This is a genomic window from Holophagaceae bacterium, assembly GCA_016720465.1.
GTDB lineage: Bacteria > Acidobacteriota > Holophagae > Holophagales > Holophagaceae > JANXPB01.
The window spans coordinates 547,412-571,976 of record JADKKO010000004.1 but is presented as its reverse complement, the minus strand read 5'-3'; the positions used below and the strand labels follow the sequence as shown (position 1 = coordinate 571,976).

Annotated in this window: 17 protein-coding genes and 1 pseudogene; 11 read left to right on the top strand and 7 right to left on the bottom strand. The window is 66.5% G+C overall.

Annotated elements, in window-relative coordinates; translation table 11 throughout:
• Positions 1–56 precede the first annotated feature (56 nt).
• Together IPQ13_09895 and IPQ13_09890 are read right to left on the bottom strand one after the other, a co-directional pair.
• Complete coding sequence (locus tag IPQ13_09895; protein ID MBL0211205.1) at positions 57–3,995, bottom strand: PKD domain-containing protein; 3,939 nt, start codon at positions 3,993–3,995, stop codon at positions 57–59.
• A 99-nt stretch (positions 3,996–4,094) separates the two neighbouring features.
• Positions 4,095–6,845 carry a S8 family serine peptidase gene (locus tag IPQ13_09890; protein MBL0211204.1) on the bottom strand — a complete coding sequence of 917 codons (2,751 nt, stop codon included), beginning with the start codon at positions 6,843–6,845 and terminating at the stop codon, positions 4,095–4,097.
• 187 nt (positions 6,846–7,032) lie between these two features.
• On the opposite strand from IPQ13_09890, the gene IPQ13_09885 reads away from it, so the two are divergent.
• From IPQ13_09885 to IPQ13_09875, 3 genes are all read left to right on the top strand, one after another.
• Positions 7,033–9,099 carry an ATP-dependent DNA helicase gene (locus IPQ13_09885; GenBank protein MBL0211203.1) on the top strand — a complete coding sequence of 689 codons (2,067 nt, stop codon included), beginning with the start codon at positions 7,033–7,035 and terminating at the stop codon, positions 9,097–9,099.
• A 32-nt stretch (positions 9,100–9,131) separates the two neighbouring features.
• Positions 9,132–9,983, top strand: coding sequence for a lytic transglycosylase domain-containing protein (locus IPQ13_09880; GenBank protein ID MBL0211202.1), 852 nt, complete (start codon positions 9,132–9,134; stop codon positions 9,981–9,983).
• A gap of 148 nt (positions 9,984–10,131) precedes the next feature.
• A complete protein-coding gene (locus IPQ13_09875) occupies positions 10,132–11,571 on the top strand; it encodes a glycerol kinase (GenBank protein MBL0211201.1) in 1,440 nt (479 codons plus the stop codon).
• A gap of 14 nt (positions 11,572–11,585) precedes the next feature.
• On the opposite strand, the gene IPQ13_09870 is transcribed toward IPQ13_09875, so the two are convergent.
• On the bottom strand, positions 11,586–12,680 hold the full coding sequence (locus IPQ13_09870; protein ID MBL0211200.1) for a response regulator: 1,095 nt from the start codon (positions 12,678–12,680) through the stop codon (positions 11,586–11,588).
• A 43-nt stretch (positions 12,681–12,723) separates the two neighbouring features.
• Positions 12,724–13,095: an Hpt domain-containing protein gene (locus IPQ13_09865; protein ID MBL0211199.1), complete on the bottom strand. Its 372-nt coding sequence runs from the start codon at positions 13,093–13,095 to the stop codon at positions 12,724–12,726.
• Positions 13,096–13,142: 47 nt separating this feature from the next.
• On the opposite strand from IPQ13_09865, the gene IPQ13_09860 reads away from it, so the two are divergent.
• Positions 13,143–13,595 (top strand): hypothetical protein, encoded by a 453-nt coding sequence (locus IPQ13_09860; protein ID MBL0211198.1) that lies wholly within the window; start codon positions 13,143–13,145, stop codon positions 13,593–13,595.
• 45 nt (positions 13,596–13,640) lie between these two features.
• On the opposite strand, the gene IPQ13_09855 is transcribed toward IPQ13_09860, so the two are convergent.
• Genes IPQ13_09855 through IPQ13_09845 form a run of 3 tightly spaced genes read right to left on the bottom strand, consistent with a single transcriptional unit; the run spans position 13,641 to position 18,405 of the window.
• The gene (locus IPQ13_09855) at positions 13,641–14,015 is read right to left on the bottom strand and encodes a RidA family protein (GenBank protein MBL0211197.1); all 375 of its coding nucleotides are present in this window, start codon (positions 14,013–14,015) and stop codon (positions 13,641–13,643) included.
• 20 nt (positions 14,016–14,035) lie between these two features.
• Positions 14,036–14,983: an SWIM zinc finger family protein gene (locus IPQ13_09850; GenBank protein MBL0211196.1), complete on the bottom strand. Its 948-nt coding sequence runs from the start codon at positions 14,981–14,983 to the stop codon at positions 14,036–14,038.
• Positions 14,983–18,405, bottom strand: coding sequence for a DEAD/DEAH box helicase (locus IPQ13_09845; protein MBL0211195.1), 3,423 nt, complete (start codon positions 18,403–18,405; stop codon positions 14,983–14,985). The genes IPQ13_09850 and IPQ13_09845 overlap by 1 nt, the downstream gene beginning before the upstream one ends.
• Before the next feature lie 80 nt (positions 18,406–18,485).
• Here IPQ13_09845 and IPQ13_09840 point away from each other — a divergent pair, with 80 nt between their 5' ends.
• The 7 genes and pseudogenes from IPQ13_09840 to IPQ13_09810 all read left to right on the top strand — a co-directional run bounded on the left by IPQ13_09840 (position 18,486) and on the right by IPQ13_09810 (position 24,565).
• Positions 18,486–18,908 (top strand): RpiB/LacA/LacB family sugar-phosphate isomerase, encoded by a 423-nt coding sequence (locus IPQ13_09840; protein MBL0211194.1) that lies wholly within the window; start codon positions 18,486–18,488, stop codon positions 18,906–18,908.
• 29 nt (positions 18,909–18,937) lie between these two features.
• Positions 18,938–19,653, top strand: a pseudogene (rph, locus tag IPQ13_09835) (ribonuclease PH).
• A gap of 214 nt (positions 19,654–19,867) precedes the next feature.
• Entirely contained in the window at positions 19,868–21,217 is a 1,350-nt protein-coding gene (gene gcvPA / locus IPQ13_09830) for an aminomethyl-transferring glycine dehydrogenase subunit GcvPA (GenBank protein ID MBL0211193.1), read from the top strand.
• A gap of 172 nt (positions 21,218–21,389) precedes the next feature.
• Positions 21,390–23,033, top strand: a complete 1,644-nt coding sequence (gene gcvPB / locus IPQ13_09825) for an aminomethyl-transferring glycine dehydrogenase subunit GcvPB (protein ID MBL0211192.1) — start codon at positions 21,390–21,392, stop codon at positions 23,031–23,033.
• Entirely contained in the window at positions 22,925–23,302 is a 378-nt protein-coding gene (locus IPQ13_09820; protein MBL0211191.1) for an MmcQ/YjbR family DNA-binding protein, read from the top strand. Before gcvPB ends, IPQ13_09820 begins: the two co-directional genes overlap by 109 nt.
• A 164-nt stretch (positions 23,303–23,466) precedes the next feature.
• Positions 23,467–23,895, top strand: coding sequence for a Spy/CpxP family protein refolding chaperone (locus IPQ13_09815; GenBank protein ID MBL0211190.1), 429 nt, complete (start codon positions 23,467–23,469; stop codon positions 23,893–23,895).
• 154 nt (positions 23,896–24,049) lie between these two features.
• Complete coding sequence (locus IPQ13_09810; protein ID MBL0211189.1) at positions 24,050–24,565, top strand: hypothetical protein; 516 nt, start codon at positions 24,050–24,052, stop codon at positions 24,563–24,565.

The following is a 24,565-nucleotide window of genomic DNA, read 5'->3' as shown; positions in this document are numbered from 1 at the left end:
AGGAGATTCGCATACCGAGGCAGCTTTGTGGTTGTTAATCGATCATTCCGCAGGAATCAGCGGGTGATGTTCAGGTTGTAGGGGATCGTGGTGCTGCTGCCCTTGTAGCGTTTCACGGCGACGTAGACCGCCGTGGGGGTGGCCCCATTGGTCCAGCTCACGTTCTCGGTGGTGGTGCTGCCCGTGCCCTTGGCCAACTGCGTCCCCGCCGCGTTGTAGAAGTAGAGGTCGTAGTCGTAGGCCGTTCCCGTCGGGCCGGTCATGGCGATCGTCAGTTTCTTGCCAGCGCCGACATTCACCTTGAAGTAGTCGTTGTCCGTGGAGCTGCCGATGTAGCCGACGATCTTCGTGGCATTGTCGGGCGCCGGGTTGGCGGTGGCGATGCTGTTGTTGGCCTCGGTCTCATTGAAAATCACAGGCGGCGGCGGGGTGAAGTAGGTCGGGGCCAGGTTGTAGGGCGTGGCGCTGGTGCCGCTGTAGACGTACACGTTGGCGTAGACCGTCACCGCCGCGGCGCCGGTGTTCGTGTAGGTGAGGTTCTCCGTGGCGGTGGAACCGGTGCTGCTCGCGAGGTTCGTGCCCGCGCTGTTCTTCAGCGCCAGATCCCAGTCCACGCCGGCGGGGCCGGTCATGGCGATGGTGAGCTTCTGGCTCGGCGCGAGGGTCAGGGCGAAGAAGTCCGGGTTGCCCGTCGCCGCGTGGGTGCCCTTGATGGCGGTGTAGCTGGCGCCGACGGCATTGGCGGCCGCGATGGTGTTGTTGGGCTCGACCTCATTGAAAGTCCCGGCCGTAACGGGGTTCACCGTGACCGTGGCGTTGGCGGACTTCGTGGTGTCGGCCGCGCTCGTGGCCGTGACCGTATAGGTGCCGGCCGAGGCGGGGGCCGTGTAGAGGCCGGTGGCGCTGACCGTGCCGCCGGTCGCGGTCCAGGTCACGGCGGTATTGGCGGACCCGGTCACGCTGGCCGTGAATTGCTGGGTGGCGCCGGTGTCGATGGTCGCCGTGGCGGGGGTGATGGAAACAGCGACGACGGGTGCCGTCACGGTCAGGGTGGCATTGGCGCTGGTCGCGCTGCCCGCGCTGTTGGAGACGACCACGGAGAAGGCTGCGCCGTTGTCGGCGGTCGTCGTGGCAGGCGTCGTGTAACTGGCGGAAGTGGCCCCGGCGATATTGGCGGCGTTTTTCCTCCACTGGTAGGAAAGGGGCGCGGAACCCGTAGCGGTGACGCTGAAGGTGGCAGTGGCCCCGGCGGCCACGCTTGCGTTCTGGGGCTGGCCGGTGATCGTCGGCGCGGTGGGAGCCGGCTGGACCGTCACCAGGCGCTGGGCGGAAGCCGAGGCGCCGCCATTGCTGGTGGCCGACAGGGTCACAGTGCGGGTCACATTGGCGGTGCCGGTGTTGGTGAAGGTGTGGCTGGTGGTCGCACCGGAGGCGGCGGGGCTGCCGTCCCCGAAGTTCCAGGAGTAGGTGAACGTGGCGCCGGCCTTGTCGGAGGTGGCGCTGCCCGTGAAGTTCACCGAGGCGCCGGTGGCGATCGTCACGTTCGAGGCCGGGCTGGTGATGGAGGCGGTGACGGTCTCGGCCGGTGTTCCGGTGGACAGTTCCCAGAAGCCGCGGCCGAAGGTGGCGGCGCGCATGAGGCTCGAATCCGGAGCGAGGTAGAACTCCTTGACGTTCACCAGGGGCAGGCCGGTGCCGAAGCGGCTCCAGGACGTGCCGCCATCCGTGGACTTGTACACGCCCAGGTTGGTCCCGGCGTACAGGGTGTTGGAATCGCCCGGATCATTCTGGATGACGTTGACGGGGATGCCGAAGGGGAAGCCGTTGCCGTCGATGGCGGTCCAGGTGCCGCCGAAGTTCGAGGATTTCCACAGGTGGTTTGCGGTGGCGCTGGAGGTGACCGCGGCCACATAGACCGTGTTGATGTTGTTGGTGTCGATCCAGATGTACGAGAAGGCCGTGCCCGAAGGCCAGGTGCCCACCTGGTTCCAGGTGGAGCCAGCGTTCTGGGTGAGGAACACCCTCGGATCGGTGACCCCGGTGCCCACGGTGCCCGCGGTGCCGTAGACCTGGCTGTTGGTGGCGTGGCAGGCCATGTTGCGGATCACCCAATTAGCAGGGAAACCACCGGTGCCCAGTCCCGACCAGTTGCTTCCGAAATCCGTGGACTTGAAGATCGAGGCGTTGGTGAAGGTGAAGACGGTGTTGCCGGTCGTATCGCCGGGGAAGGCGTAGAAGCGCGTCCAGAAATTCGCCTTGGCGCCATCCTTCGCACCGGTGATGCCGGTGATGCTCTCGGTGAAATTTGCGCCGCCATCTGTGGATTTGTAGGCGTCCGCGTAATAGATGGAGCCCAGCATCAGGCTCGCGTTCTTCGCGTGGATCATGGATCCGAAACCATCGCCGCCGATGGTCGCGTTGAAGGTGGCCGTGGCGGCGGAGCGGACGCGGGTGCCGTTGTCCTGGAGGCCGCCGATGATCGCATTCCGGTTGGCCAGGCTCGAACCCACCGAGTAGAGCAGATGGGAAACGATGCCCTTGTTGAGCTGGTCCGTCCAGGTGGTTCCCTTGTCCGTGGACTTGAAGATGCCGCCGTCGGAACCGATGTAGAGCGAGCCATCCGGGCCCCAGGCCGTGCAATGGGAATCCGCGTGGACATAGGGCGTGCTGGCCTGGGCCATCCAGTCGGTGGCGCGCTTCCAGGTGCTGCCGCCGTCGGTGGTCATGGTGGTGTAGAGCTGGCCGCTGAAGTAGGCCCGGTTGGGATCCGCAGGATCGATGGCGATGGCATGGTTGTAAAAGCCCTGGCCTCCCAGCACCGTGCCCGGACTGTTGGTCTTCGCCCAGGCGGGCGCGAAGAGCTCGGCCCAGCCTCCGGCCGCGCCGTTGGTGTGCTCCTTGCTGGCGATGTTGAGGGGCGTCCAGCTGTGCCCGCCGTCCAGCGACTTGAAGATGTCGGCGGTTTCGATGGCGCCGCTCGCCAAGGGCTTGGAGGCCATGGCGTACATGGTCGAGAGGTTGGAGGCCGCCGCGGCCAGGGAGATGCGCCAGAGTCCGGCGGAGAAGGCCATGCCCGTGGACTTGGTCCAGGTGGCGCCGCCGTCGGAGGTGTACCAGACCTGGCCGGTGTTGGTGTAGCTGCCCAAGCGGTCGCTGAAGCTGGCCACGAAATTCGAACCGCCGGTCCAGGCGATGTCCCAGCAGATAGGGTCGCCGGTGGTGATGCCCAGCGCCGGCGTGGTGTTGGTCCAGGTGGCGCCGCCGTCGGTGGAGCGCATGACGCCCTTATTGGTGCCCGCGAGCAGGAGCTGGGAATCGATTGGGCTCACCACCAGGTCCATGGACTTGGTGGAATCGCCGATCATGACCGGGGTGGACCAGCTGGTGCCGCCATCCGTCGACTTGACGAAGCCGAGGCCTGTGCCGTCGAAGGGATCGCCCAGCGCCAGGAAGAGGGTCTCCGGCGCGTTCGGATCCATGGCCAGGGCCCCATTGGACAGGGCGCCCAGGGAGTCGGTGATGGGCGTCCAGGAAGTCCCGCCGTTGGTGGTCTTCCACACGCCGCCGCCGGAGGTGGCGACGTAGATGATGGAGGCGTTGGAGGGGTGGACGATGATGGTCCGAAGACGGCCGCTATCCACGACATTCAGCGTGACGCTTCCGTTCTTAATGAAGGACGCGTTGGCGGGCCCGAGGTTGGTCCAGAGCGTCCCCGGCGCTGCGAGGGAAGCGGCGCGGGAACCATAGCGGAGATCCTCGTGGCGCTCGCGCTCCTGGGCGGCCACGCCCATCACGAACCGTTGGTATTCCGGCGTCCAAGCACCGCCGGACCATTCCTCCTCCGCCCGGTGGCGCAGATCCGCGCGATCGATCAAGGGGGGACGGCTGGAACCGGAGCTTTTCTCGGACAGGCGCCGGTTGCCTGCGGGAAGGTCCGCCGACATCAGGCTGATGCCCAGCGAAAGAAGAAGGGTCAGAGGGGTGAGCCGGTTCATGCATGCTCCATTGGGGTTGAGAGGGAAATGGACGGGGTTCCGGCCTGCCGGCGCAGACGTGGCCTGCGCCGGGTAGGCTGTGCAGGGGTCCTGCTGGAATCAGCGGGTGATGGCCAGGTTGTAGGGAGTGGTGGTGCTGCTGCCTTTGTAGCGCTTCACCGCGACGTAGACCGTCGTGGCGCTGGCACCATTGGTCCAGCTCACGTTCTCGGTGGTGGTGCTGCCGGTTCCGCTGGCAAGCTGCGTGCCCGCCGCGTTGTAGAAGTACAGGTCGTAGTCGTAGGTGGTGCCCGTGGGTCCGGTCATTTTCACGTTGAGCGTCTTGCTGGCGCCCACGTTCACCGCGAAGTAGTCGTTGTCCGTGGTGGAACCGATGTAGCCCACGACCTTGGTGGCGTTGTCGGGCACCGCGTTGGCGGCGGCGATGCTGTTGTTGGCCTCGGCCTCATTGAAGGTCACGCTGGGCGGAGGCGTCACATAGCCCAGGGCCAGGTTGTAGGGCGTGGCGCTGGTGCCGCTGTAGACGTACACGTTGGTGTAGACCGTCATCGCCGCGGCGCCGGTGTTCGTGTAGCTGAGGCTCTCCGTAGCCGTGCCGCCGGTGCTGCTCGCGAGGTTCGTGCCCGCGCTGTTCTTCAGGGCAAGATCCCAATCCACGCCGGTGGGGCCCGTCATGTTGATGCTGAGCTTCTGGCCTGCCAGAAGGGTCAGCGCGAAGAAGTCCGGGTTGCCCGTGGCGGCGTGGTTGCCCTTGATGGCCGTGTAGCTGGCGGCCACGGCGTTGGCGGCGGCGATGGTGTTATTGGGTTCGATTTCCGTGAAGGTCGTGCTGGGCGGCGCGCTGGTTACGGTGAGGGTCGCGTTGCCGGAGGTCGCGCTGCCCACGCTGTTGCTCACCACCGCGCTGAAGGTGGCGCCGCTGTCGGCGAGGGTGGTGGCGGGGGTGGTGTAGCTCGCGGCGGTGGCGCCCGCGATGGCGGCGCCGTTCTTCCGCCACTGGTAGGTGAAGGGCGCGGTGCCGGAGGCCCCCACGGTGAAGGTGGCCGTGGCGCCTGCGGTGACCGACTTGCTGGCGGGCTGGGTGGTGATGACGGGGGCGGTGGCGGCGTTCACGGTCAGCGTCGCGTTGGTGGAGGTGGCGCTGCCGACGCTGTTGGTGACGACCACGCTGAAGGTGGCGCCGTTATCGCTGCTGGTGGTGGCGGGGGTCGTGTAGCTGGCGGCGGTGGCGCCGGAAATGTTCACCGCGTTCTTCCGCCATTGGTAGGTGAAGGGCGCGGTGCCGGAAACCGCGACGGTGAAGGTCGCCGTGGCGCCGGCATTCACGGCGGCGTTGGCGGGCTGGCTTGTGATGATCGGCGCGGAAGCGGTGGCGCCCAGGAAGCTCAGGTCCAGGCGTCCGCCGGTGGTGGTCCTGCCGTTGAGGCTCGCCAGGGGCTTGACGTTATCCAGGATGGCCTGCCGGAGCGCATTCCCCCGCTTCCCCGTGGCCGCAGCGATCAGGGCCGCGGCGCCCGTGACATGGGGCGTGGCCATGGACGTTCCGCTGAGGGTGGCGTAGGTGTTGGCCGGAGACGTGGAGGAGATGGATGAGCCCGGCGCGCCAAGGTGGACGGTGGTGGCGCCGTAGTCGGAGAAGCTAGAGAGGCCGCCGGTGCTGGTGATGGAGGCCACGGCGATGATGTTGTTCCAACCGGCCTGGGCGGTGGTGTCGTAGTTGCTCGGATAGTGGGGCGAGGTGTCGTTGTTGGCCGAGTCGTTGCCGGCCGCGGCGCAGTAGAGGATATTGGCCTGGGCCAGGCGGGAGATGGCGTCCAGCTCCGCCTGGGCGAAGGGATCGCCGCCGTAGGAGTTGTTGGTGGCGACGATGTCGAGCCCGTGGCGCGTCTTGAGGTCGATGACGTAGTCGATGGCGCGGATCATGTCGGCGCCGGTGCCGCCGTTGGCCAGGAGGAACTTGCAGCTGATGATGGAGACCTGCCAGCAGACACCCACGCTGCCGACGCCGTTGTTGCCCGTTGCGCCGATGGTGCCGGCCACATGGGTGCCGTGCTGGTCGGTGCTGGTGGAGCCGCTGGCGGGGCCGTCGTACACGGTGGCGTCGTTGTTGCCGAAGTCGTAGCCGTGGACGTCGTCGATGAAGCCGTTGCCGTCGTTGTCGATGCCGTCTCCGGCGGTCTCGAAGGGATTGGTCCAGACGTTGTCCGCGAGGTCGGGGTGGTTGAACTGGACGCCTTCGTCAATGACGGCAATGTAGACGTTCCGAGAGCCGATGAACCCGGCGTTCCAGGCTGCGAGGGCGTTGAGGCCGTAGGCGTTGGACGGGCTCGTGGCGGGGCCGTAGAGGCCCCAGAGGTTGCCCGCGCCGTACCGCGGATCATTGGGGGTCGCAAGGGCTTGGTAGATCCAGTTGGGTTGCGCGAATTCCACATCCGGATGCGTTTTCAACACGCGGATGGCCTCGTCGAAGCTGAGGCCTTCGGGAATGCTCACGCGCTCCAGGTCGCCCCGCACATTCGCCAGCGGCACGCCCGCCGCCATGGAAGCCAGCCGGTTGTCCGCCAGCCGGATCGCCTCCAGGGAACGGCCGCGAATCGGGAGCATGGCTTCCGCCTTGGTCTGGGCGGTGGCGCCGATCCTGAACTGCACGAGCAGCTCGCCGGGCATCGCTGGGTGCTTCCTCGCCAGGCGCAGGCCGGAGCCCGGCTCGGTCCGGTCTTCGACGCCTTCGCTGGCGCGTGCCGCCTGGATGCGTTCCGCCTTGGTGTCCCCGGCGCCGCCCGCGGCCAGGGGGCCGACCGCCAGGATCGCGGCGAGGATGGAAAGGGCAAATGGGCTTCTGGTCGCCATGGGCAACTCCTTCTCTGAAAGGTCGAGTTGTGTGAATGAACGGGGGTTTGACGTCCACCATCCCGCCCGGGGTTCCGCCACCGCCAATGAAATGTTGTGAAATCTTCCCGTTGCCCCCGTCTGGGGCCGCGGCCTCCTTTTACAGCAAGGTCCAGCCTGGAAGGGCGGCTTCGGCCACACTGGAGCCATGGCCCACCGCATGGATCGATACTTCGCGCCTCCGGACGGACGGCTCTATGCCTGTTTCCCCGGGGCCGAGGAGCGGCCCGGCCAGGCGCGCATGGCGGAACTGGTCTGGGATGCCATCGAGGAGGGCGCAGGCATCAAGAAAGCCTGGCGGGATGCGGGCTCGGATGCTGAAACCCGTCCGGACGCGGTGCTGCAGGCCATCGAGGCCGGCACCGGCACCGGAAAATCCCTGGGCTACCTGATTCCGGCCCTGGCGGCGGAACAGCGTCCCGTCCTGGTGGCCACGCGCACCAAGCAGTTGCAGCGGCAATTGCTGGAAGAAGATGTGCCCCGGGCCAGCGGCATCCTGGGCCGCCCCATCAAGGCCGTCGTCGCCAAGGGCCGCAGCAACTACCTTTGCAAGGCCGCATGGGAACAACTGGAAGCGCATCCGCCAGCGGAGATGACCGTGGCGGACCACGGGCTGTGGCTGGCGCTGGGACGCTGGGCCCAGGGGACCGAATTCGGCGACCGCGAGGAGCTCGGCCGTTTCGGCGAAGGTGACTCGGAGCTGTGGGACAAGCTCAATGCGCGCTCGGAGCGCTGCACCGGCAAGCAGTGCCCCCATTTCGAGGACTGCCACCTCACCGTGCTGCGCCAGGAGGTGGCCGGCGCCGACATCGTGATCGTCAACCACGCCCTGCTGCTGGCGGACCGCGTGCTCCGCGAGTCGGCCTTCGGCCAGGTGCTGCCGGATGCGCCGGTGCTCATCCTGGACGAGGCCCATGACATCGAGGAGCAGCTCACGGAAAGCTGCGCGGAGCAATGGTCCAACCGCGCCATGACGATGCTCTTCCGGGACTTGGCCGACGAGGCCGGAAAGGAGCCCGAAGGCGCGGCCCTGGAAACCCTCCTCACGCCCTGGGAGGACGCCTGGCAGCAGGTGCTTTCATGGCTTCCGCCCGGCAGCGGCACCTTCGGCTTCGATGATCCGCGGCTGCCCCTGAAGGAGCTCGCGGATGCCGTGGTGGCCTGGATCTCCGCGGGCCAAGCCGCCTGGCAGGAGGCCCGGCGGCTCGCCTCGCGGGCCGCGGATGCGAATCCTGAAGCGCTGAGTTGGCGCAAGCTGTCCGAGCGGGTGGGCCTGGCTTTCCGGCGCATGGAGCAGATCTTCGCCCAGCCCGAGGGCTGGGTCTCCACGCTGAGCCGCGAAGGACCCCACAGCTTCGTCTTCAAAGCTAATCCGGTGGATGTCCGGCCCTTCTTCCACCAGCATCTGAGGTGCGGCTTCGACACCGTGCTGATGACCTCGGCCACCTTGCGGGACGGCCGCGGCTTCAACGGCCTGAAGCTGCGCCTCGGGCTCACGGATGAGGAGGGGGCCCGCGCCGAACTGGTGGAGAGCCCCTTCGATTTCGAAACCCAGGGATTGCTCTTCGTTCCGCCCGGCCTGCCTGAACGGCGCGCCGCCCGGGACGGCGTGGGAGAACCCGCCTGGGTGGAGACCAGCCTTTCCGCCATGGAGCGGCTGCTGCGCGCTTCCCGAGGCAGGGCGCTGGTCCTGTTCACCAGCCGCCGCATGCTCGCGGCCTTCAAACCGAGGCTGGAAGCGGCTTTGCCAGACGTCACCTTCTTCACCCAGGGCGAGGGGCTTTCCCGCAGCCTGCTGATGGAGCGCTTCCAGAAAACCCCCAACGCGGCGCTGCTGGGCCTTGCGAGCTTCTGGCAGGGCGTGGACATGCCCGGGGAGGCGCTGAGCCTCGTCATCGTCACGAGCCTGCCCTTCGCCCCCCCGGACGATCCGGTGCTGCAGGCGCGCATCCGCGAGGCCGACACCCAACGCCAGGGCCTGGGTTTCATCGGCATCCAGGTGCCCTCCATGACCCTGAAGCTGAAACAGGGCATCGGCCGGCTGATCCGCACCAAGCAGGACCGCGGCGTGGTCTGCATCCTGGATCCAAGGCTCCTGCTGCCCCACGAGGACCGCTATGGGAAGCGCTACGCCGCCCAGGTCCGGGCGGCGCTCCCCCCCTTTCCGATCACCCGCGGGTGGCCCGAGGTCGAGGCCTTCCTGGCGGCTCTCTGAACCTTGGCTCCGGAGAACGTATACTGATCAGGATGAAGACAGCGTCGATGTGCCTGCTGATCCCGGCCCTTCTCGCGGCCGGCGCGGCCGATACGGCCAAGCCCAAGCCCCGCCGGCGCGCTTCCGCGGCCCCGCAGGCCTATGTCTACACCTACACCGACAAGAACGGGCATCTGATCATCAACAACCTGCCCCCGGGCGCCGTGGAAGGCCGCGGGCTCACCTTGAAACATGTGGGTGTCGCCCACATCCAGCTCGCCATCACCAAGATCGAGATGGGCCGCGTGCTGCGGAGCCCGGAACTGCTGGCCATGGTGGACGAGATCGCCACGGCCAACGGCGTGGATCCCTGGCTGGCCCGGGCCATCATCCAGGCGGAAAGCGCCTTCTACGACCGGGCCCGCAGCCGCGCGGGGGCGCTCGGGCTGATGCAGCTCATGCCCGCCACGGCGCTCCGCTTCGGGGTCACCAATCCTTTCGATCCCCGCCAGAACATCATCGGCGGCACGAAATACCTGAAGTGGCTCATGGACTATTTCCGCGGCGACGGCGCCAGGGTGATCGCCGCCTACAACGCGGGCGAAAAGGCCGTGGACCGGTACCGCGGAATCCCCCCCTTCAGCGAGACCCGCGCCTATGTGCCGAAGGTCATGGACCTCTGGCAGCGGCGGCTGGTGCAGGCTGATCCCAAGGCCGCCGGGGCCATGGCCTTGCTGAACAAGGGCCGCGGGGGGTTCGAGGTGGATGAAAAAATTGTTCCCACCATGGAGCAAGTGGCCACCGCCAAAAAAACACCGATTTACCAGTGGACCGACCCTTCGGGTCGCATCCAGATCAGCGATTCGAAGCCCCCGGAAGGCGCGCTCGGCGTGAAGGTGTTCTAGGGGCTGCGGGTTAAGAGCCATGAGCCATGAGCTATGGGCTATGAGCTATCAGTTTTGACCTCAAAGCTGATGGCCCATAGCTGACAGCTCATGGCTGATACCAAATGACCCGCGCAATCGCTTGCTCCGGGTCTAAAGTGATTCCACCATGCCGGACCTGATCCTGGCCCTGGACCAGGGCACCACTGGCAGCACCGCCCTGGTGCTGGACCGGGAGCTCTGCCTGCACGGGCGCGCGACGGTGGAGTTCCCGCAGCATTTTCCGCAACCGGGGTGGGTCGAGCATGATCCCGAGGAGATCTGGGCCTCGGTGCAGGAGGCCATCGGCCGCGCCCTGGAGGGCCTCGACCCGGCCCGCATCGCCGCCCTCGGCATCACCAACCAGCGCGAGACGACCTTCATCTGGGATGCGGAATCAGGCCAAAGCCTCGGCCCCGCCATCGTCTGGCAGGACCGCCGCACTTCCGGCACCTGCGCGGAAATGAAGGCCCAGGAGCCTCGGGTGCGCGAGCTGACGGGCCTGCCTGTGGACCCCTATTTTTCAGCCACCAAGCTCGCCTGGCTGAAAGCCCGGCACCCCGGCCGGCGCCTGGCCTTCGGAACCTCGGACAGTTTCCTGATCCACCGGCTCAGCGGTGAACATCTGACGGACGCCAGCAACGCGAGCCGCACCCAGTTGTTCGATATCCATGGCGGGATGTGGTCCGGCGAGCTCATCGCCCTCTTCGGCGTGGAAGGCGTCGTGCTGCCCCGCGTGGTGCCCAGCGCGGGGGTCTGTGCGCGCATCCGCCGCGCCTCGCCGCTCCCGGACGGCGTTCCCATCGCGGGCATCGCCGGAGACCAGCAGGCCGCCCTCTTCGGCCAGGGCTGCTTCGATGCGGGCCAGGCGAAGATCACCTACGGCACCGGCAGCTTTGTGCTGATGAACACCGGCTCCGTACCCGTGGCGAGCCAGCGCGGACTCCTCGGCACCGTGGCCTGGGACCTGGGCTCAGGTCCGGCCTACGCACTGGAAGGCGGAACCTACGTGGCCGGGGCGCTCATCCAGTGGCTCCGCGATGGCCTGGGCATCATCGCCACGGCCGCCGATGTCGAAGCGCTGGCGGCCTCGGTATCCGACAGCGGCGGCCTCGCCATCGTCCCGGCCCTCGCGGGCCTCGGCGCGCCCCACTGGCGGCCCGGAGCGCGGGGCCTCATGGCGGGGATCACGCGCGGCACCACCAGGGCGCACATCGCCCGCGCGGCCCTGGAAGCCATCGCCCACAGCCAGTGCGACATCCTGGAGGCCATGGCGGCCGAATTGGGCGGACCCTTGAAGGAACTGCGGGTGGATGGCGGCGCCTCCGCCAACAACCTGCTGCTGCAGCTCCAGGCGGACCTGTCCGGGGTCACGCTGGTGCGGCCGAAGCTGCTCGAAGCCACCGCGCTGGGCGCCGCCATGCTCGCGGGCCTCGGCATCGGATGGTGGGAGGGGCCCGGCGAGATGCGGACCGCGCTGCCCGTGGACCGGGAGTTCAGGCCCAGGCTGTCCCGGGCCGAAGCCCTGGCCTCGCGCCAGGCCTGGTCCGCGGTCCGGGACAAGGCTTGATCTCCCCGGGTTGCCTAGAGCGGGTGGGGGAACTCCTGCCCTGGGACCGACTGGTTTTCGTCGGGATGGCTTTCCCGGATTCCGCGGAAGATGTCGAGGTGCAGCAGGAACAGGTCGATGAGCTCCGGATCCAGGTGGGTGCCCCGGCGCTCGGCCATGAAGCTGATCACCTTCTCTTCGGGCCAGGCTTCCTTGTAGCAGCGCCTCTGGCTCAGGGCATCGTACACATCCACCAGCGCGGTGATGCGCGCCTCGATGGGGATCTGCGTGGAATGAAGGCCCTCCGGGTAGCCGCTGCCGTCCCATTTCTCGTGGTGGCAGACCGCGATCTGAGCCCCCATCCGGATGAAGGGCACCGATGAACCCTGCAGGATCTTGGCGCCGATCACGGTGTGGTCCTTCATGAGGACCCATTCCTGCTCCGTGAGGGCTCCGGGCTTCTGGAGGATGCGGTCCGGCACGCCGATCTTGCCGATGTCGTGCATGGGGGCCGCGGCGCGGATGCAATCCACCGCTTCCTCGTTCCAATCCAGAAGGCGGGCGATGGCGGCCGCATAAAGGCCGATGCGCCGGATGTGGGAGCCGGTTTCCGTATCCCGCTGCTCCGAGGCCGCCAGCAGCCTGAAGGAAATCTCGTCCCTGGACTCCCGGATTTCGGCCGTCTGTTCCCGCACCTTCTGGGCCAGCACCCGTTCCCGGTCCCGGTAGTCCAGTTCCAGCATGCGGCGGCGCAGGGCCCCGTTCACCTGGATCAGGATCTCGCGCGCCTTGAAGGGCTTGAGCACATATCCATAGGCGCCTTTTTCGAGGCACTCCAGCGCCAGGTCCGTGTCATCGGCCGAACTCACCATCACGATGGCCAGATCCGGAATCCGGTCCGCCAGCGCGGCCACCAGATCCAAGCCGCTGCGGCCCGGCATGTGCAAGTCGCACAATACGAGATCCACCGAATTGCTGTCCAGCCGCTCCATGGCCTGGTCGAAATCCTCGGCCTCCAGGCATCGGAACCCCTTCTTTTCCAGGATCCGGGAGAGGGCCAACCGGACGAGCGCCTGGTCATCCACCGAAAGAATGGTGGTCCGCTCTGGAACCACCTGGATATCCGACATAGAAGCCTCGTGACCTTTGAAGGGCTGCACTGAAAACATTAACTCAGGGTGTGATCTTTGAGAGGAAATAATCGATGGCTTCCTGGGCCTTCAGGACCGCTTCGTCCAACCTGGTCCACGCCTCGAAGGCGACCTCCCCGGAGGGCAAGTCACCCGCTTTGGCTTTCATCTCCAGCTCCCGGGCCAGGGCGAAGACGATCTGCGCCCCCATCAGCCCCGAGGCGCCTTTCAAAGCATGGGCCGCTTCCATGACCACCGAAGCGTTTCCGGTTTCCAGACCTGTCCGGATCGCCGCCAGCCGCCGGGGCGTTTCAGCCTTGAACAACGCGGCCATCTCCCCCAGCAGCAACGTGTTCCCCTCGTCCAGATCGAGGAGCTGCTGCAGTTTCGACTCATCCAGCAAGGGAAGACCCATAAGGGGATTCTCGCAGTTTTCGATCCTCACGATAGGCTTTCATCATCATGACTCCCGCTGAAACCGCCCTCTCCCTCCTCTTCAAGAAACTCCATCCCCACCTGGAGGACGCCGCCCACGCCCTCGCGAAGGGCGCCAAGGCCAACGAATTGCAGCGGCTGTTCCTCAAGCTGGCCCTGGCCCGGCACCAGGTGGTGGACCTTCTGGAACCCCTGTCCGAAACCGTCGAGGACGAAGCTTTGGCCGACATCCTGGATACCCTGGCGGCCAATCTCATGCCCGTGGGCGAAAACTACCAGCAGAGCCTGATCCTCACCCAGCTTTGCCTGGAGGAAGCCCCGAAGGATCTGTTGCCGCATGCGCCCGCAGGCGCCGTGGAGGCGTCCACCTGGGGTCCGCGCATGACCGCGTTCCTCCAGAAGCTCGAAGACCCGGCCTACCACGCCCAGGCCCGGTGGAAGGATGTGGATGAAAGCATCGGCGAAACCGAAGAGGAGTGAGATTCGACCACGCGGCGGCCGCTGGCCGCGCCGCCTTGCGCACCCTCAGACTTCGGCGATCAGCTCGATCTCGACCTTGGCGCCCTTGGGCAGGGCGGCCACCTGCACGGTGCTGCGCGCGGGCTTGGCATCGCCGAGATGCCCGCCGTACACGGCGTTGAAGGCGGCGAAATCCGCCAGGTCCGTGAGGAACACGGTGGTCTTCACCACCCGCGGCCACGAGGTCCCCGCGGCCGCCAGCACCGCGTCCAGATTCTGCAGCACGCGCCGGGTCTGGTCCTCGATGGGACCGGTCACCATGTCCATGGTTTCCGGGATCAGTGGGATCTGGCCCGCGCTGAAAAGGAATCCGCCCGAGATCTGCCCCTGGCTGTAGGGCCCGATGGCGGCTGGCGCGGCGGGTGTCGAGATGGTCTGCATGGGTGCTCCTCTGGAAAAGCCTACCCCTTCCGGCGCCGCTTCTTCGCCCGCCAGGGCCGGGTGGGCGAGGCGGTGAGCGCGGAGGGGCTGTCGAAAGGCGAGGCCACGGCATCTTCGTGCCCCTGGTCCTCCAGCTCGGTGGTGCCTTCCTCGATCTGCTTCTGCGTCCATTGGGCCGTGCGGTGCAGCAGAGCGGCCAGGCACAGGCTCGCTTCGATGCGGGCGTGGGGCAGGGGTCCGAGCTGCGAGAACACGTCCGGATCCGGAGGGATGGAGCGCGGGATGACGATGTGCGGAAGGTCCGCCGGAAGCGCGTCGAAGGCCTCAGGAGCCACCCGCCGCCACGGATCCACTGAAGCCTCGTGGTGCTTGAGCAGTCCCGGAACCGAGGTCTCCTTTTTCGGCCGGCCCCGCTTCTTGGGGGTCTCTGGCGTGGCCTGGTCCACGAGGGCTTGCAGGGCCTCGAGCACATCGGCCCGGGTCTTGCCGCGCAGATCGAAGAGCAGCCAGGGATCCCGGTCCAGGGCCTCGGCCATCACGTAGCAGACGGCCGCCACGTGCTTGCAGGGGTTGGCCCAGTCCGGGCAATCGCAATGGGTCTGCAGTTCCTTGGGCACCCGTGGATAGAGGCTGGCGCCGGATTCGCGGAAGGTTTCGTCGAGGCCCTGGGGCATCTCCCCCGCCAGCAGCGACGCCACGAAGCGGCTCTCCTGGCTGAGGCGCTGGAAGGCCCGCTCCCATTGGGTTTGCGTGAGGGCGGGAAGCCCCAACGTCACGGTGTAGGTCTTGCGGCCGTGGACGCGGGCTTCGATCAGGCCGGGGCTCACCGTGAAGTGGGACACGGCCCCCTCTTCGGCGTATTTCAGGCCCCGCGGGAGGCGGTTCTCATAGTCGTCGCTCAATTGTTCAAGGCCACGGATCCAGAGCCGTCCCCACCAGGTCGTTCCGAACCGGTTCGCGGGATGCATCACGAGATCACCCCGCTGCGTTTGGCGGGAGCGCGCGGAGTCCTGGCGACGCGCGGTTTGGCGGGTTTGGCGGGCTTGGCCAGCGCCGCTTCCTCCGGCGCTCCGAGGGCAGGCTTCTGCTGGTCGAGAATGATGACCTCGTCGCCTTCGTCGTCGTTTTCGGCAACCGATTCCCCGTTCGGATTTTTTTCATCCGGGTTTGAAACCACCGTCTCAGATGGTTCCCGGTAGGGCTCGGCCATGGGCTCCTGCACTGAATCCGCGGTCACCCGGCGCACCAAGTCCTTGGCGTTCAATCCGTTGCCATTCCCATTGCCATGGCCATTGCCATTGCCGTTGCCCTCTCCCTCCATGATCTCCACGTTGGGATCGAGGCTCACGAGGCGGCGCAGGGCCTCGTCGTCCAGCTCCGTGAGCCAGCCCTCTCCGCTGCCCACCACGCGGTCCGCCAAGTCGCGCTTGCTCTCCAGCATGGCGTCGATCTTCTCTTCCAGGGTGCCCATGGTCACCAGTTTGTGGACCTGCACGTTGCGCGTCTGGCCGATGCGGTAGGTGCGGTCCGTGGCCTGGTCCTCCACGGCGGGGTTCCACCAGCGGTCGAAGTGGAACACGTGCGTGGCCGCGGTGAGGTTCAGACCCACGCCACCGGCCTTGAGCGACAGCAGGAACACCGGCGGCGCCAACGGGTCCTCTTGGAAGGTGCGGACCAGTTCATCCCGTTCGGTGCGGCTGGTGCCGCCGTGCAGGAAGGGCGGCTCGAAGCCCAGCACATCCTGGAGATGGATCTGCAGGCGGTCCCCCATCTCCTTGAACTGGGTGAACACGATGGCCTTGTCGCCGCTCTCGATGACCTCTTCGAGCATTTCCGTGAGGCGGTCCAGCTTGCCGCTGCGGGCCTTGTAGGGCCCCTGGGCCTTGAGGAACTGCGAGGGATGGTTGCAGATCTGCTTCAGGTGCGTGAGCAGCGCCAGGATGCGGCCGCGGCGTTCGATGCCGGTCTTGGCGGAATCCAGGTCCTGCTCCATCTGCTCCACGCGGGCCTGGTAGAGCAGAGCCTGTTCCTTGGTGAGCTGCGTGTAGACCTTCATCTCCTGCTTGTCCGGCAAGTCCTGGATGATGCTGCGATCGGTCTTGAGGCGGCGCAGGATGAACGGCGCGATGCGGGCCCGCAGGTTCCCCGCGGCTTCGGGGTCGCGGTATTTCTCGATGGGCGTGGCGAAAAGGTCCTTGAAGCTCGATTCATTGCCCAGGTAGCCGGGCAGCGTGAAGGCCAGGATGGACCACAGTTCCGAGAGGCGGTTCTCGATGGGCGTGCCCGTGAGCGCCAGGCGGCAATGGCCGCGCAGCTTGCGGATGGCCTTGGCCTGGGCGCTGCCCGCATTCTTGATGGCCTGGGCCTCGTCGACCACCACGATGCCCCAGGTGCGCGGCGCGAAGACTTCTTCCTCGCGGCGCGCCACGCCGTAGGTGGTGAGCACCACCGTGTGGGGCTTGAAGGCCCTCGGCAGTTCGTCGCGGTTGTTGCCGTGGTGCACGAAGACCGGCAGAGTGGGGCCGAAGCGCTCCAGCTCCCGCTCCCAGTTGCCCAGCAGGGAGGTGGGGCAGACCAGCAGCGTCGGCAATCCGGCCTTCGGATTCTGGTGCTGGCGGTGCAGCAGCAAGGCGATCATCTGGATGGTCTTGCCGAGGCCCATGTCGTCGGCGAGGATGCCGCCGAGGCCCAGCCGCGACAACCCTTCGAGCCACGCCAGGCCGCGGACCTGGTAGGGCCGCAACTCGCCGTGGAAACTTTCCGGCTGGCGGATGGGCCGGTCCGGCAGCACTTTCAATTCGTTCAGGGCCGCGCCGAAATCCCCCGCCACTTCCACTTCGATGGCTTCGCTGATGCCCTTGATGTGGGCGGTCCCCGTCAACGCGGCGGCCAGGGCTTCGCCGCGGGTCATGCGCTCGAACCCGGTGCCCCGGCTGGCTTGGATGACGGTGGTGATCTGCTGCAGGGTCTCCGGATCCAGGGCCACCCACTTGCCCTTCCAGGCCACCAGCGGATGCTTGAGGCTCGCCATCTGGGCGAAGTCCTCGATGCTGAGGGCGTCGCTGCCCAGCATCAGGGACCAGTCGGCGCTCACGGCCGTGTCGAGTCCAGGCGGAGCATAGGGATCCATATGTTCGCCGGGCCCGGTGGCGGCCATGTCCCGGGCACCCAGGCGGACCTTGGCGCGCAGGCGCCGCGCGCCGCCGAACTCCGCCAGCTCTTCCGGAATTTCCACCAGGAATCCCGCTTCCTTGAGCTGCTTGGCGCCCTTGGTCAGGAAGAGCCAGGCTTCGGTGGGCAGAAGTTTGAGATCCACCGGACGCTGCCCGGCCAGGGTGCCCTGCAGCGGCGGGAAGAACGGCATGGCCCGCGCCAATCCGCGCAACAGCACCTGGCGGGCCTGCAACACGTCCGGTTCCGCCGAAAGGGCCGCGTCCCAAAGCCGGTCGACGCTGAGGGCGTGGCCATCGGATGTTTCCAGGCCGACCTTGAGGGTCCAGCCTTCTTCGGACAGGCGGTCCGCCTCCTGGATGGCCTCCTGCTTGGGCACCGGCGGCGCCTCAAGCTGCAGGCTGGGCCGGATCCACTGGGTCTGCGCGCTCTCGCCCCATTGCGCCAACTGCTCGCCGATGGTGCGCTCCGTGACGCCGGTGGTGGGAAATTCATTCATGGGATGAGACAGCGCCACCATGAGCCGCTCGTCCCAGGGCAGGCGGTCCCGCTTGTGGCCGCGCAGGCGGTGGATCAGGCCGAGCCGGGGATCCTCGCCGGGCCGCAGGGTGCCTGCCACGAAGCGCACCAGGAAATCCGCGCCGTCTTCCAGGAAGGCCCGCAGGACATCCTCGGCGCTGGGCGGCATGGCCAGGTCGTCGTCCACTTCGAAGGAATCCAGGCAACCCAATTGCAGGCCCTTGGTGAACACCCATTCATCGCCTTCCGGAAAGGCCAGGGCCGACGCAGGCATGGCGCGCGTTAAGGCGTCGAAGGCCTCGCGGTCCGAAGGACTTGTGAAGCTGGTGCCCCAGTGGGCGCGCCAGGGCTGCGAATCAGTGTCGAGGGTCGGCAGGATGGCGCCGCGGATGATCAACGATTGCAGCAGCCTCAGGGCGCTCACCCAGAAGGCCAGGCTTCCGCCCAGCAGCTCCGGATCCGGCGGCAGCGAGGAGAGCCAGGGATAGGCCCGCTGCCAGCGGAGGGGCACCGTGTGCAATTCCATGATGGAGGAATCCGGCAGGAAGAGCTGGGCCTTGGCGGGCGTGAGCCTTTCCTTCCCCTGCAGGTTGCCCGGCAGGGACCGGAGCGTCCTCAGCCAATCGGCCTGGTCCGCTTCCCGGGGCAGGCAGATGAGGAAGCCGCGGTCCGCCGGACGGTACTGGAGGATCGGGCTCATGCGGGCCCCTGGCGGCCGGGCCGTGGGCTGGGGACCGGGCGCGGTAGGCGGTAGGCTGGTGGTGCTGGCTGGAGACCTTCATGAAAATCGGATTCGCATCGGACCACGCGGGGTTTGAACTCAAGGAACGGCTCAAGGCCTGGGCGCTGGCCAACGGCCATGAAGCCCTGGACTACGGGACGGATGGCCTCGCGTCCGTGGACTACCCGGACTTCGCGCATCGCGCTGCGGAAAAACGTCATGAGTGGGAACGCCTCGTGTTGGTCTGCGGTTCCGGGATCGGCATCAGCATCGCGGCCAATCGCCACGTGGGTGTCCGCTGCGCGCTGGTGACTTCCCCCGAGCACGCCGCGCTGGCCAGGCAGCACAATGACGCGAACGCCATCGCTTTTGGCCAGCGGCTAACGGATCCGCTGAAGGCAGAATATTACCTTAAAACCTTTTTGGAAACTTCTTTTGAAGGGGGAAGGCATCAAAAACGGGTGGAGAAGATCGAAACATAGTCATTCTGGAAAATCTCTTAAGGGTATTCATGCGACTCCCCGATCAACTCCGCCCGCTCTCCTTTGAACTGGGCACCCAGGTCCATGCGGATGGTTCCTGCCTGGTAAAACTCGGAAATACCCATGTGCTCTGCTCCGCCAGCCTGGAAGAAAAAGTCCCTGGCTGGATGAAGGGCAAGGGCGCCGGGTGGATCACGGCGGAGTACGGGATGCTGCCGCGTTCGACCCACACGCGCACGGACCGCGAGGCGGCCCGGGGCAAGCAGCAGGGCCGCACCGTGGAGATCCAGCGCCTCATCGGCCGCTCGCTGCGGCAGGCGGTGGATCTGAAGGCCCTGGGCGAGCGCCAGATCACGCTGGATTGCGACGTGCTCAACGCCGATGGCGGCACCCGCTGCGCGGCCATCACAGGCGCCTGGGTAGCCCTGGCTGTCGCGTTGGGGAAGGCCGGGTCAACGCGGCCTTGGTGCGGCAGGTGTCGGCGGTGAGCGTGGGCATCGTGGAAAGCGGCGAAGGCCGCCGGGGCCAGGCGCTGGATCTGGAGTACGAGGAGGACCATCTCGCGGCCGTGGATTGCAACCTGGTGGCGGCGCGGCCCATGGCGGGCCTCGACTTGGAGCTGGTGGAGTTCCAGAGCACCGGCGAGAGCCGCAGCTTCACCAAGCAGGAAGCCACGGCCCTGCTGGACCTGGGTCTCGCGGGCTGCCTGCAACTCATGACCGCCCAGACCGGGGTTCTCAAGTAGGAAAACAGGCGGTTTACAGGCGGATTGTGATCTCCGCCCAGGTTTTGGAATCGGAAAAAGCACCCGTCCAGGCGATACTGGAGTCTGGCTTGAGAAGCCGCTGGAAGACAACCCGCGCTGTTCCGGTTGTTTTGTTACGGCCCCTTTTGCCGGTCCACCATCGTCATGACCAAGCTATTTGGTCGCAACGGCTCAGGCCACTTGGGGATGCTTTATGCGCTACCTGCCCACCGCCGCCGCGGAAGACCGCGCCCTGCTCGATGCCATCGGCGCCAACCGCGCCGAAGACCTGCTCACGGGCGTGCCTGACCATTTGAAATTGCACCGGGCCCTGGACCTGCCCGCCACCTCGAGCGAGCTGGAGGTCCTGCGCGAAATGGAGCGCCTGGCGGGGCTCAACACCCGCTTCGCCGCCAGCTTCCTGGGCGCCGGAGCCTACGCCCATTTCATCCCGAGCGCCATCGACCACCAGATCTCGCGGCAGGAGTGGTTCACGGCCTACACGCCCTACCAGCCCGAGATTTCTCAAGGAACCCTGCAGCACATCTTCGAATACCAGACCCTCATTTGCGATCTCACGGGCCTGGACATGACCAACGCCAGCCTCTACGACGGCGGCACGAGCTGCCTGGAAGCGGCGCTCATGGCCGTGCGCGTGCAGAAGAAGCGCGCCAAGGTGCTGGTGAGCTCCGGGCTGCACCCCCATTACCTGGCGGTGATCCGCGCCGGATTCGCGGCCCACGAGGAATTGAAGCTGGTGGAGGTCGCCCTGAAGGACGGCGTCACCGACCCCGTGGATCTGGCCGCCAAGCTCGATGAAACCGTGGCGGCGGTGCTCGTGGGCTACCCGAATTTCCTGGGGGCCGTGGAAGACCTCAAGGTGCTTTCGGATCTGGCTCACGCGAAAGGCGCGCTGCTCGTCAGCGTGACCCAAGAAGCCATGGCTTTCGGCTGGCTGCAGGCGCCAGGCAAAGTCGGCGCGGACATGGCCTGCGGCGAGGCCATGAGCTTCGGCAACGCCACCAATTTCGGCGGACCCTACTTGGGTTTCCTGGCGGTGAAGGATGCCTTCAAGCGCGAGATCCCCGGCCGTGTGGTGGGCCAGACGCAGGATCTGGACGGCCGCACGGGCTACGTGCTCACGCTCACGGCGCGGGAGCAGCACATCCGCCGCGACAAGGCCACCAGCAACATCTGCTCGAACCAAGGGCTGATCGCCCTGCGGGCCAACATCTTCCTGCAACTGGCGGGCCCCGAAGGCCTGAAGGGCCTCGCGGAACAGAACGTCGCCAAGGCCCAGTACCTGCGGGAGCGACTGCTGGAACTCCCCGATTGGGATGTGCCCTTCGAAGCGCCGTACTTCAACGAGTTCGTCCTGCGCCACACCGGCGACCTGAAGACCATGAACGAAGCCCTTGAAGCCGAGGGCATCCTGCCGGGCCTGGACCTCACGCCCTACGGCCACAAGAACTGTGTGCTCTGGTGCGCCACGGAACTCAACACGCGGACGCAGATCGAACACCTGATCGAAGTGCTGGCGCGGGTTGCGTCGGTTGTCGGATAGATAAAAACACCACGCGGAGGGTAGCGGAGGTGCGGAGGGTAGCTGAGAAAAACACCTTCGCTCAACTCCAATACCCCAGTTCACCCCCACACAATTTCTGCTTTTCTCCGCTTCCCTCCGCCTCTCTGCTCCCCTCCGCGTAGTCGCCTTTTTCAACTGCAAGGAACCTAAAATGTCACTCCGATCCCGCGAACCCCTCATCTTCGACCGCTCGGTGCCGGGCAAGGTGGGCCTCGACCTGCCCAAGCTGGACGTGCCCGCCGCCAAGGACACCCGCCCCGCGCATCTCAAACGCGGGAGCTTCGACGCGCTGCCTTCGTGCAGCGAGCCGGATGTGATCCGCCACTTCACCAAGCTGTCGCTGTGGAACTACGGCCTGGACCAGGGGATGTACCCCTTGGGTTCCTGCACCATGAAACACAACCCGCGGCTCAACGAGAAGACCGCCGCCATCCCCGGCTTCGCGGAATCCCATCCCATGGCGCCCGATGCGTTCGTGCAGGGCAATCTCGCGCTGATCCACACCCTGCAGGAGTGGCTGAAGGAGATCACCGGACTGGCCGCCGTGACACTGCAGCCCAGCGCAGGCGCCGCGGGCGAATTGACCGGCGTGATGCTCATCCGCGCCTACCACGTGAGCCGCGGCGGCAAGCGCCGCGTGATCCTGATCCCGGATTCGGCCCACGGCACGAACCCCGCGACGGCGGCCATGGCGGGCTACGACGTGGTGGACGTGGCTTCCGCCGCGGATGGCACCGTGTCCTTCGAAGACATCACCGATGCGGTCACGGGCCGCGCGAAGAAGGGCCTCCTCTCGGTCATCGCCGAACACAAGGAAGACATCGCGGGCCTCATGGTCACGAACCCCAACACGCTGGGGATCTTCGAGCACCGCATTGATGAAATCTGCAAGCGCATCCACGAAGTCGGCGGCCTGGTCTACATGGACGGCGCCAACATGAACGCCCTGGTGGGCGTGGCCCGGCCCGGGGATTTCGGCATCGACGTGATGCACATGAACCTGCACAAGACCATGTCCACGCCCCACGGCGGCGGCGGTCCCGGCGCGGGTCCGGTGCTCTGCACCGCGGCGCTGGAACCCTTCCTGCCCAAGCCCGTGGTGGTGCGCGACACCGTGAAAGTGGGCGAAGGCGAAGTGCCCCACCACACCTACCGCTGGAATTGGGACCGCCCCCAGAGCATCGGCAAGGTCCACACCTACTTCGGCAATTTCGGAATGCTGGTGCGGGCGCTGACCTACTGCCTGAGCCACGGCGGCGACGGACTGCGCGACGCCACGCTGCGCGCCATCGTGAACGCCAACTACATCCGCAAGGAACTCGAAGGCACCTACAATCTGCCGATCAAGACCGCCACCATGCACGAAGTGGTGTTCAACGATGCCCATCAGACTAAAAACGATGTGACCACCCTGGACATCGCGAAACGGCTCATCGACTACGGCTTCCACCCGCCCACCATCTATTTCCCCACCATCGTGCACGGTTCCTTGATGATCGAGCCCACCGAAAGCGAATCCAAGGAAGAGCTGGACGCCTTCATCCACGCCATGAAAACGATCGCCAAGGAAGCCCAGGAGAATCCCGACCTGCTGCACCAGGCCCCGGTCACCGCGCCCTTGCGACGCATGGATGAAACCACCGCCGCCCGCAAACCCGTGCTGCGCTGGGCGAAAACATCAGGGCCATGGCCCGCGCCCAAGCCTCCCATCGAGCGATTGCGAAATCCCTTCGCGCGCTCGCACTCTCTTTGCCTGAAGCCGAGGAGCACTTCCCCTGGGGCGAGTCCGTGGTGAAGGTACGGGGGAAAATCTTTGTCTTTTTAGGCAGGGCCGAAGAGACCGATATTCTCTCGTTCACCGTGAAACTGCCATCCTCGGCGCCCCTCGCCCTATCCCTGCCTGGCGCTTCGCCCACGGGCTATGGCCTGGGCCGCGCGGACTGGGTGACCTGCCGCTTCGAGAAGGGCATGGCCGTGCCCGTGGATCTGCTGCGGGCCTGGATCCTGGAGAGCTACCGAGCGGTGGCGCCCAAACGGCTGGCGGCGCTGGTGGTGGAAGCCTAGGTAGCGAAGCACGGCCACCACACCTGCCATCCGCAATTCAACCTTCCCGCGGCGCAATCCAGCCGCATCCGGAGGCGATTGCGCGCGGGACGTGAACGGTGTCCCGGGCTGGGCGTTCTCATGGTGGACGGTTCAGGTGAGCCGCCCATTCCAAGGAGAACACCATGAAACCCACTATCCTTCCCACCCTGCTCGTCACTGCCGGGCTCGGCCTTTCGGCCCAGCCGATGCCCGCCCCTCCCCGCCTCGCGACGGTCCTGCGCCAACTGGAATTCAGCGACGCCCAACGGACCGCCCTGCTCGGCATCTTCGCGCAGCACAAGGACGCGCTGATGGTGAAGAGCGCCGCCTTCCGCGATGCCCGCCGGGCGGAAGTGGACGCGGCCCTGGATCCCGCCACCACCGAGGATTCCCTGCGCGCCCTCCATGCCCAGACTTCCGAGACCTTCTTCCAATTGATGCTGGAGACCCGCGCCATCACGCTGGATGGCCGCAGCGTCCTCACCGCCGGACAGCAGGCCCAGCTCAAGTCCCTGCTCTCGGAAGGCCGCGCCCGCATGGACGGCCTGCGGACCTTCGCGTTCGGGCGATGAGAACTGATTCCGGGAAAAGTCAATTCGTCTCGCGTATCGGCAGGGCCGATACCGAGAAGGGCCTGCCACCTCCCCATCACATCCACCTTCCGTTCTCGCCACCGGGCCAACCCGCCTATGGTGGAACGGAGGCTTCATCCTTCAGGAGGCTCCCATGAGCTCGCGCAACCTCACCATCCTCGCCCTGGCCCTCTTGGTCCTCCCCCTGGGCGCCCAGACCAAAAGCAGCTCCAAGAGCGGCCCCAAGGGCGGGTCCGCTTCAGGCAGCGTCACCCAGAAGGGCAACAAGTACAGTGCCAGCGGCACCGCCACCACCGCCAAGGGCAGGACCGCCACGGCCTCGGGCACCGCGGTGGTGAAGCCAGGTTCCGTGAGCGGCGAAGGCAGCGCCACGGGTTTCAAGGGCCGCACCGTCAGCGGCTCCGGCAGCGCCACGAAATCCGGCGACACGGTTTCGGGGCAGGGCACCGCCACCGGACCCAAGGGCAAGACCGCGAGCGCCAGCGGCACGGCCACCAAGACCGGCTCCGGCGTGGAAGCCAGCGGCAGCGCCACGGGGCCCAACGGCAAGACGGGCTCGGGCTCCGTGGAGACCGATAGCGCCAGTGGCACCGCCACCGCCACCAGCGGTTCGGGCAAGAGCAAGACCTTGAAGCGCCGCCGCGGCTGA

Excerpts from the sequence above, each read along its gene's own strand:
- IPQ13_09855 (MBL0211197.1), bottom strand. The coding sequence starts at position 14,015 with ATGCAGACCATCTCGACACCCGCCGCGCCAGCCGCCATCGGGCCCTAC.
- IPQ13_09840 (MBL0211194.1), top strand. The coding sequence starts at position 18,486 with ATGAAAATCGGATTCGCATCGGACCACGCGGGGTTTGAACTCAAGGAA.
- gcvPB (MBL0211192.1), top strand. The coding sequence starts at position 21,390 with ATGTCACTCCGATCCCGCGAACCCCTCATCTTCGACCGCTCGGTGCCG.
- IPQ13_09880 (MBL0211202.1), top strand. The coding sequence starts at position 9,132 with ATGAAGACAGCGTCGATGTGCCTGCTGATCCCGGCCCTTCTCGCGGCC.
- IPQ13_09875 (MBL0211201.1), top strand. The coding sequence starts at position 10,132 with ATGCCGGACCTGATCCTGGCCCTGGACCAGGGCACCACTGGCAGCACC.
- IPQ13_09845 (MBL0211195.1), bottom strand. The coding sequence starts at position 18,405 with ATGAGCCCGATCCTCCAGTACCGTCCGGCGGACCGCGGCTTCCTCATC.
- IPQ13_09885 (MBL0211203.1), top strand. The coding sequence starts at position 7,033 with ATGGCCCACCGCATGGATCGATACTTCGCGCCTCCGGACGGACGGCTC.
- IPQ13_09860 (MBL0211198.1), top strand. The coding sequence starts at position 13,143 with ATGACTCCCGCTGAAACCGCCCTCTCCCTCCTCTTCAAGAAACTCCAT.
- IPQ13_09895 (MBL0211205.1), bottom strand. The coding sequence starts at position 3,995 with ATGAACCGGCTCACCCCTCTGACCCTTCTTCTTTCGCTGGGCATCAGC.
- IPQ13_09850 (MBL0211196.1), bottom strand. The coding sequence starts at position 14,983 with ATGCATCCCGCGAACCGGTTCGGAACGACCTGGTGGGGACGGCTCTGG.
- IPQ13_09865 (MBL0211199.1), bottom strand. The coding sequence starts at position 13,095 with ATGGGTCTTCCCTTGCTGGATGAGTCGAAACTGCAGCAGCTCCTCGAT.
- gcvPA (MBL0211193.1), top strand. The coding sequence starts at position 19,868 with ATGCGCTACCTGCCCACCGCCGCCGCGGAAGACCGCGCCCTGCTCGAT.
- IPQ13_09870 (MBL0211200.1), bottom strand. The coding sequence starts at position 12,680 with ATGTCGGATATCCAGGTGGTTCCAGAGCGGACCACCATTCTTTCGGTG.
- IPQ13_09815 (MBL0211190.1), top strand. The coding sequence starts at position 23,467 with ATGAAACCCACTATCCTTCCCACCCTGCTCGTCACTGCCGGGCTCGGC.
- IPQ13_09890 (MBL0211204.1), bottom strand. The coding sequence starts at position 6,845 with ATGGCGACCAGAAGCCCATTTGCCCTTTCCATCCTCGCCGCGATCCTG.
- IPQ13_09810 (MBL0211189.1), top strand. The coding sequence starts at position 24,050 with ATGAGCTCGCGCAACCTCACCATCCTCGCCCTGGCCCTCTTGGTCCTC.
- IPQ13_09820 (MBL0211191.1), top strand. The coding sequence starts at position 22,925 with ATGGCCCGCGCCCAAGCCTCCCATCGAGCGATTGCGAAATCCCTTCGC.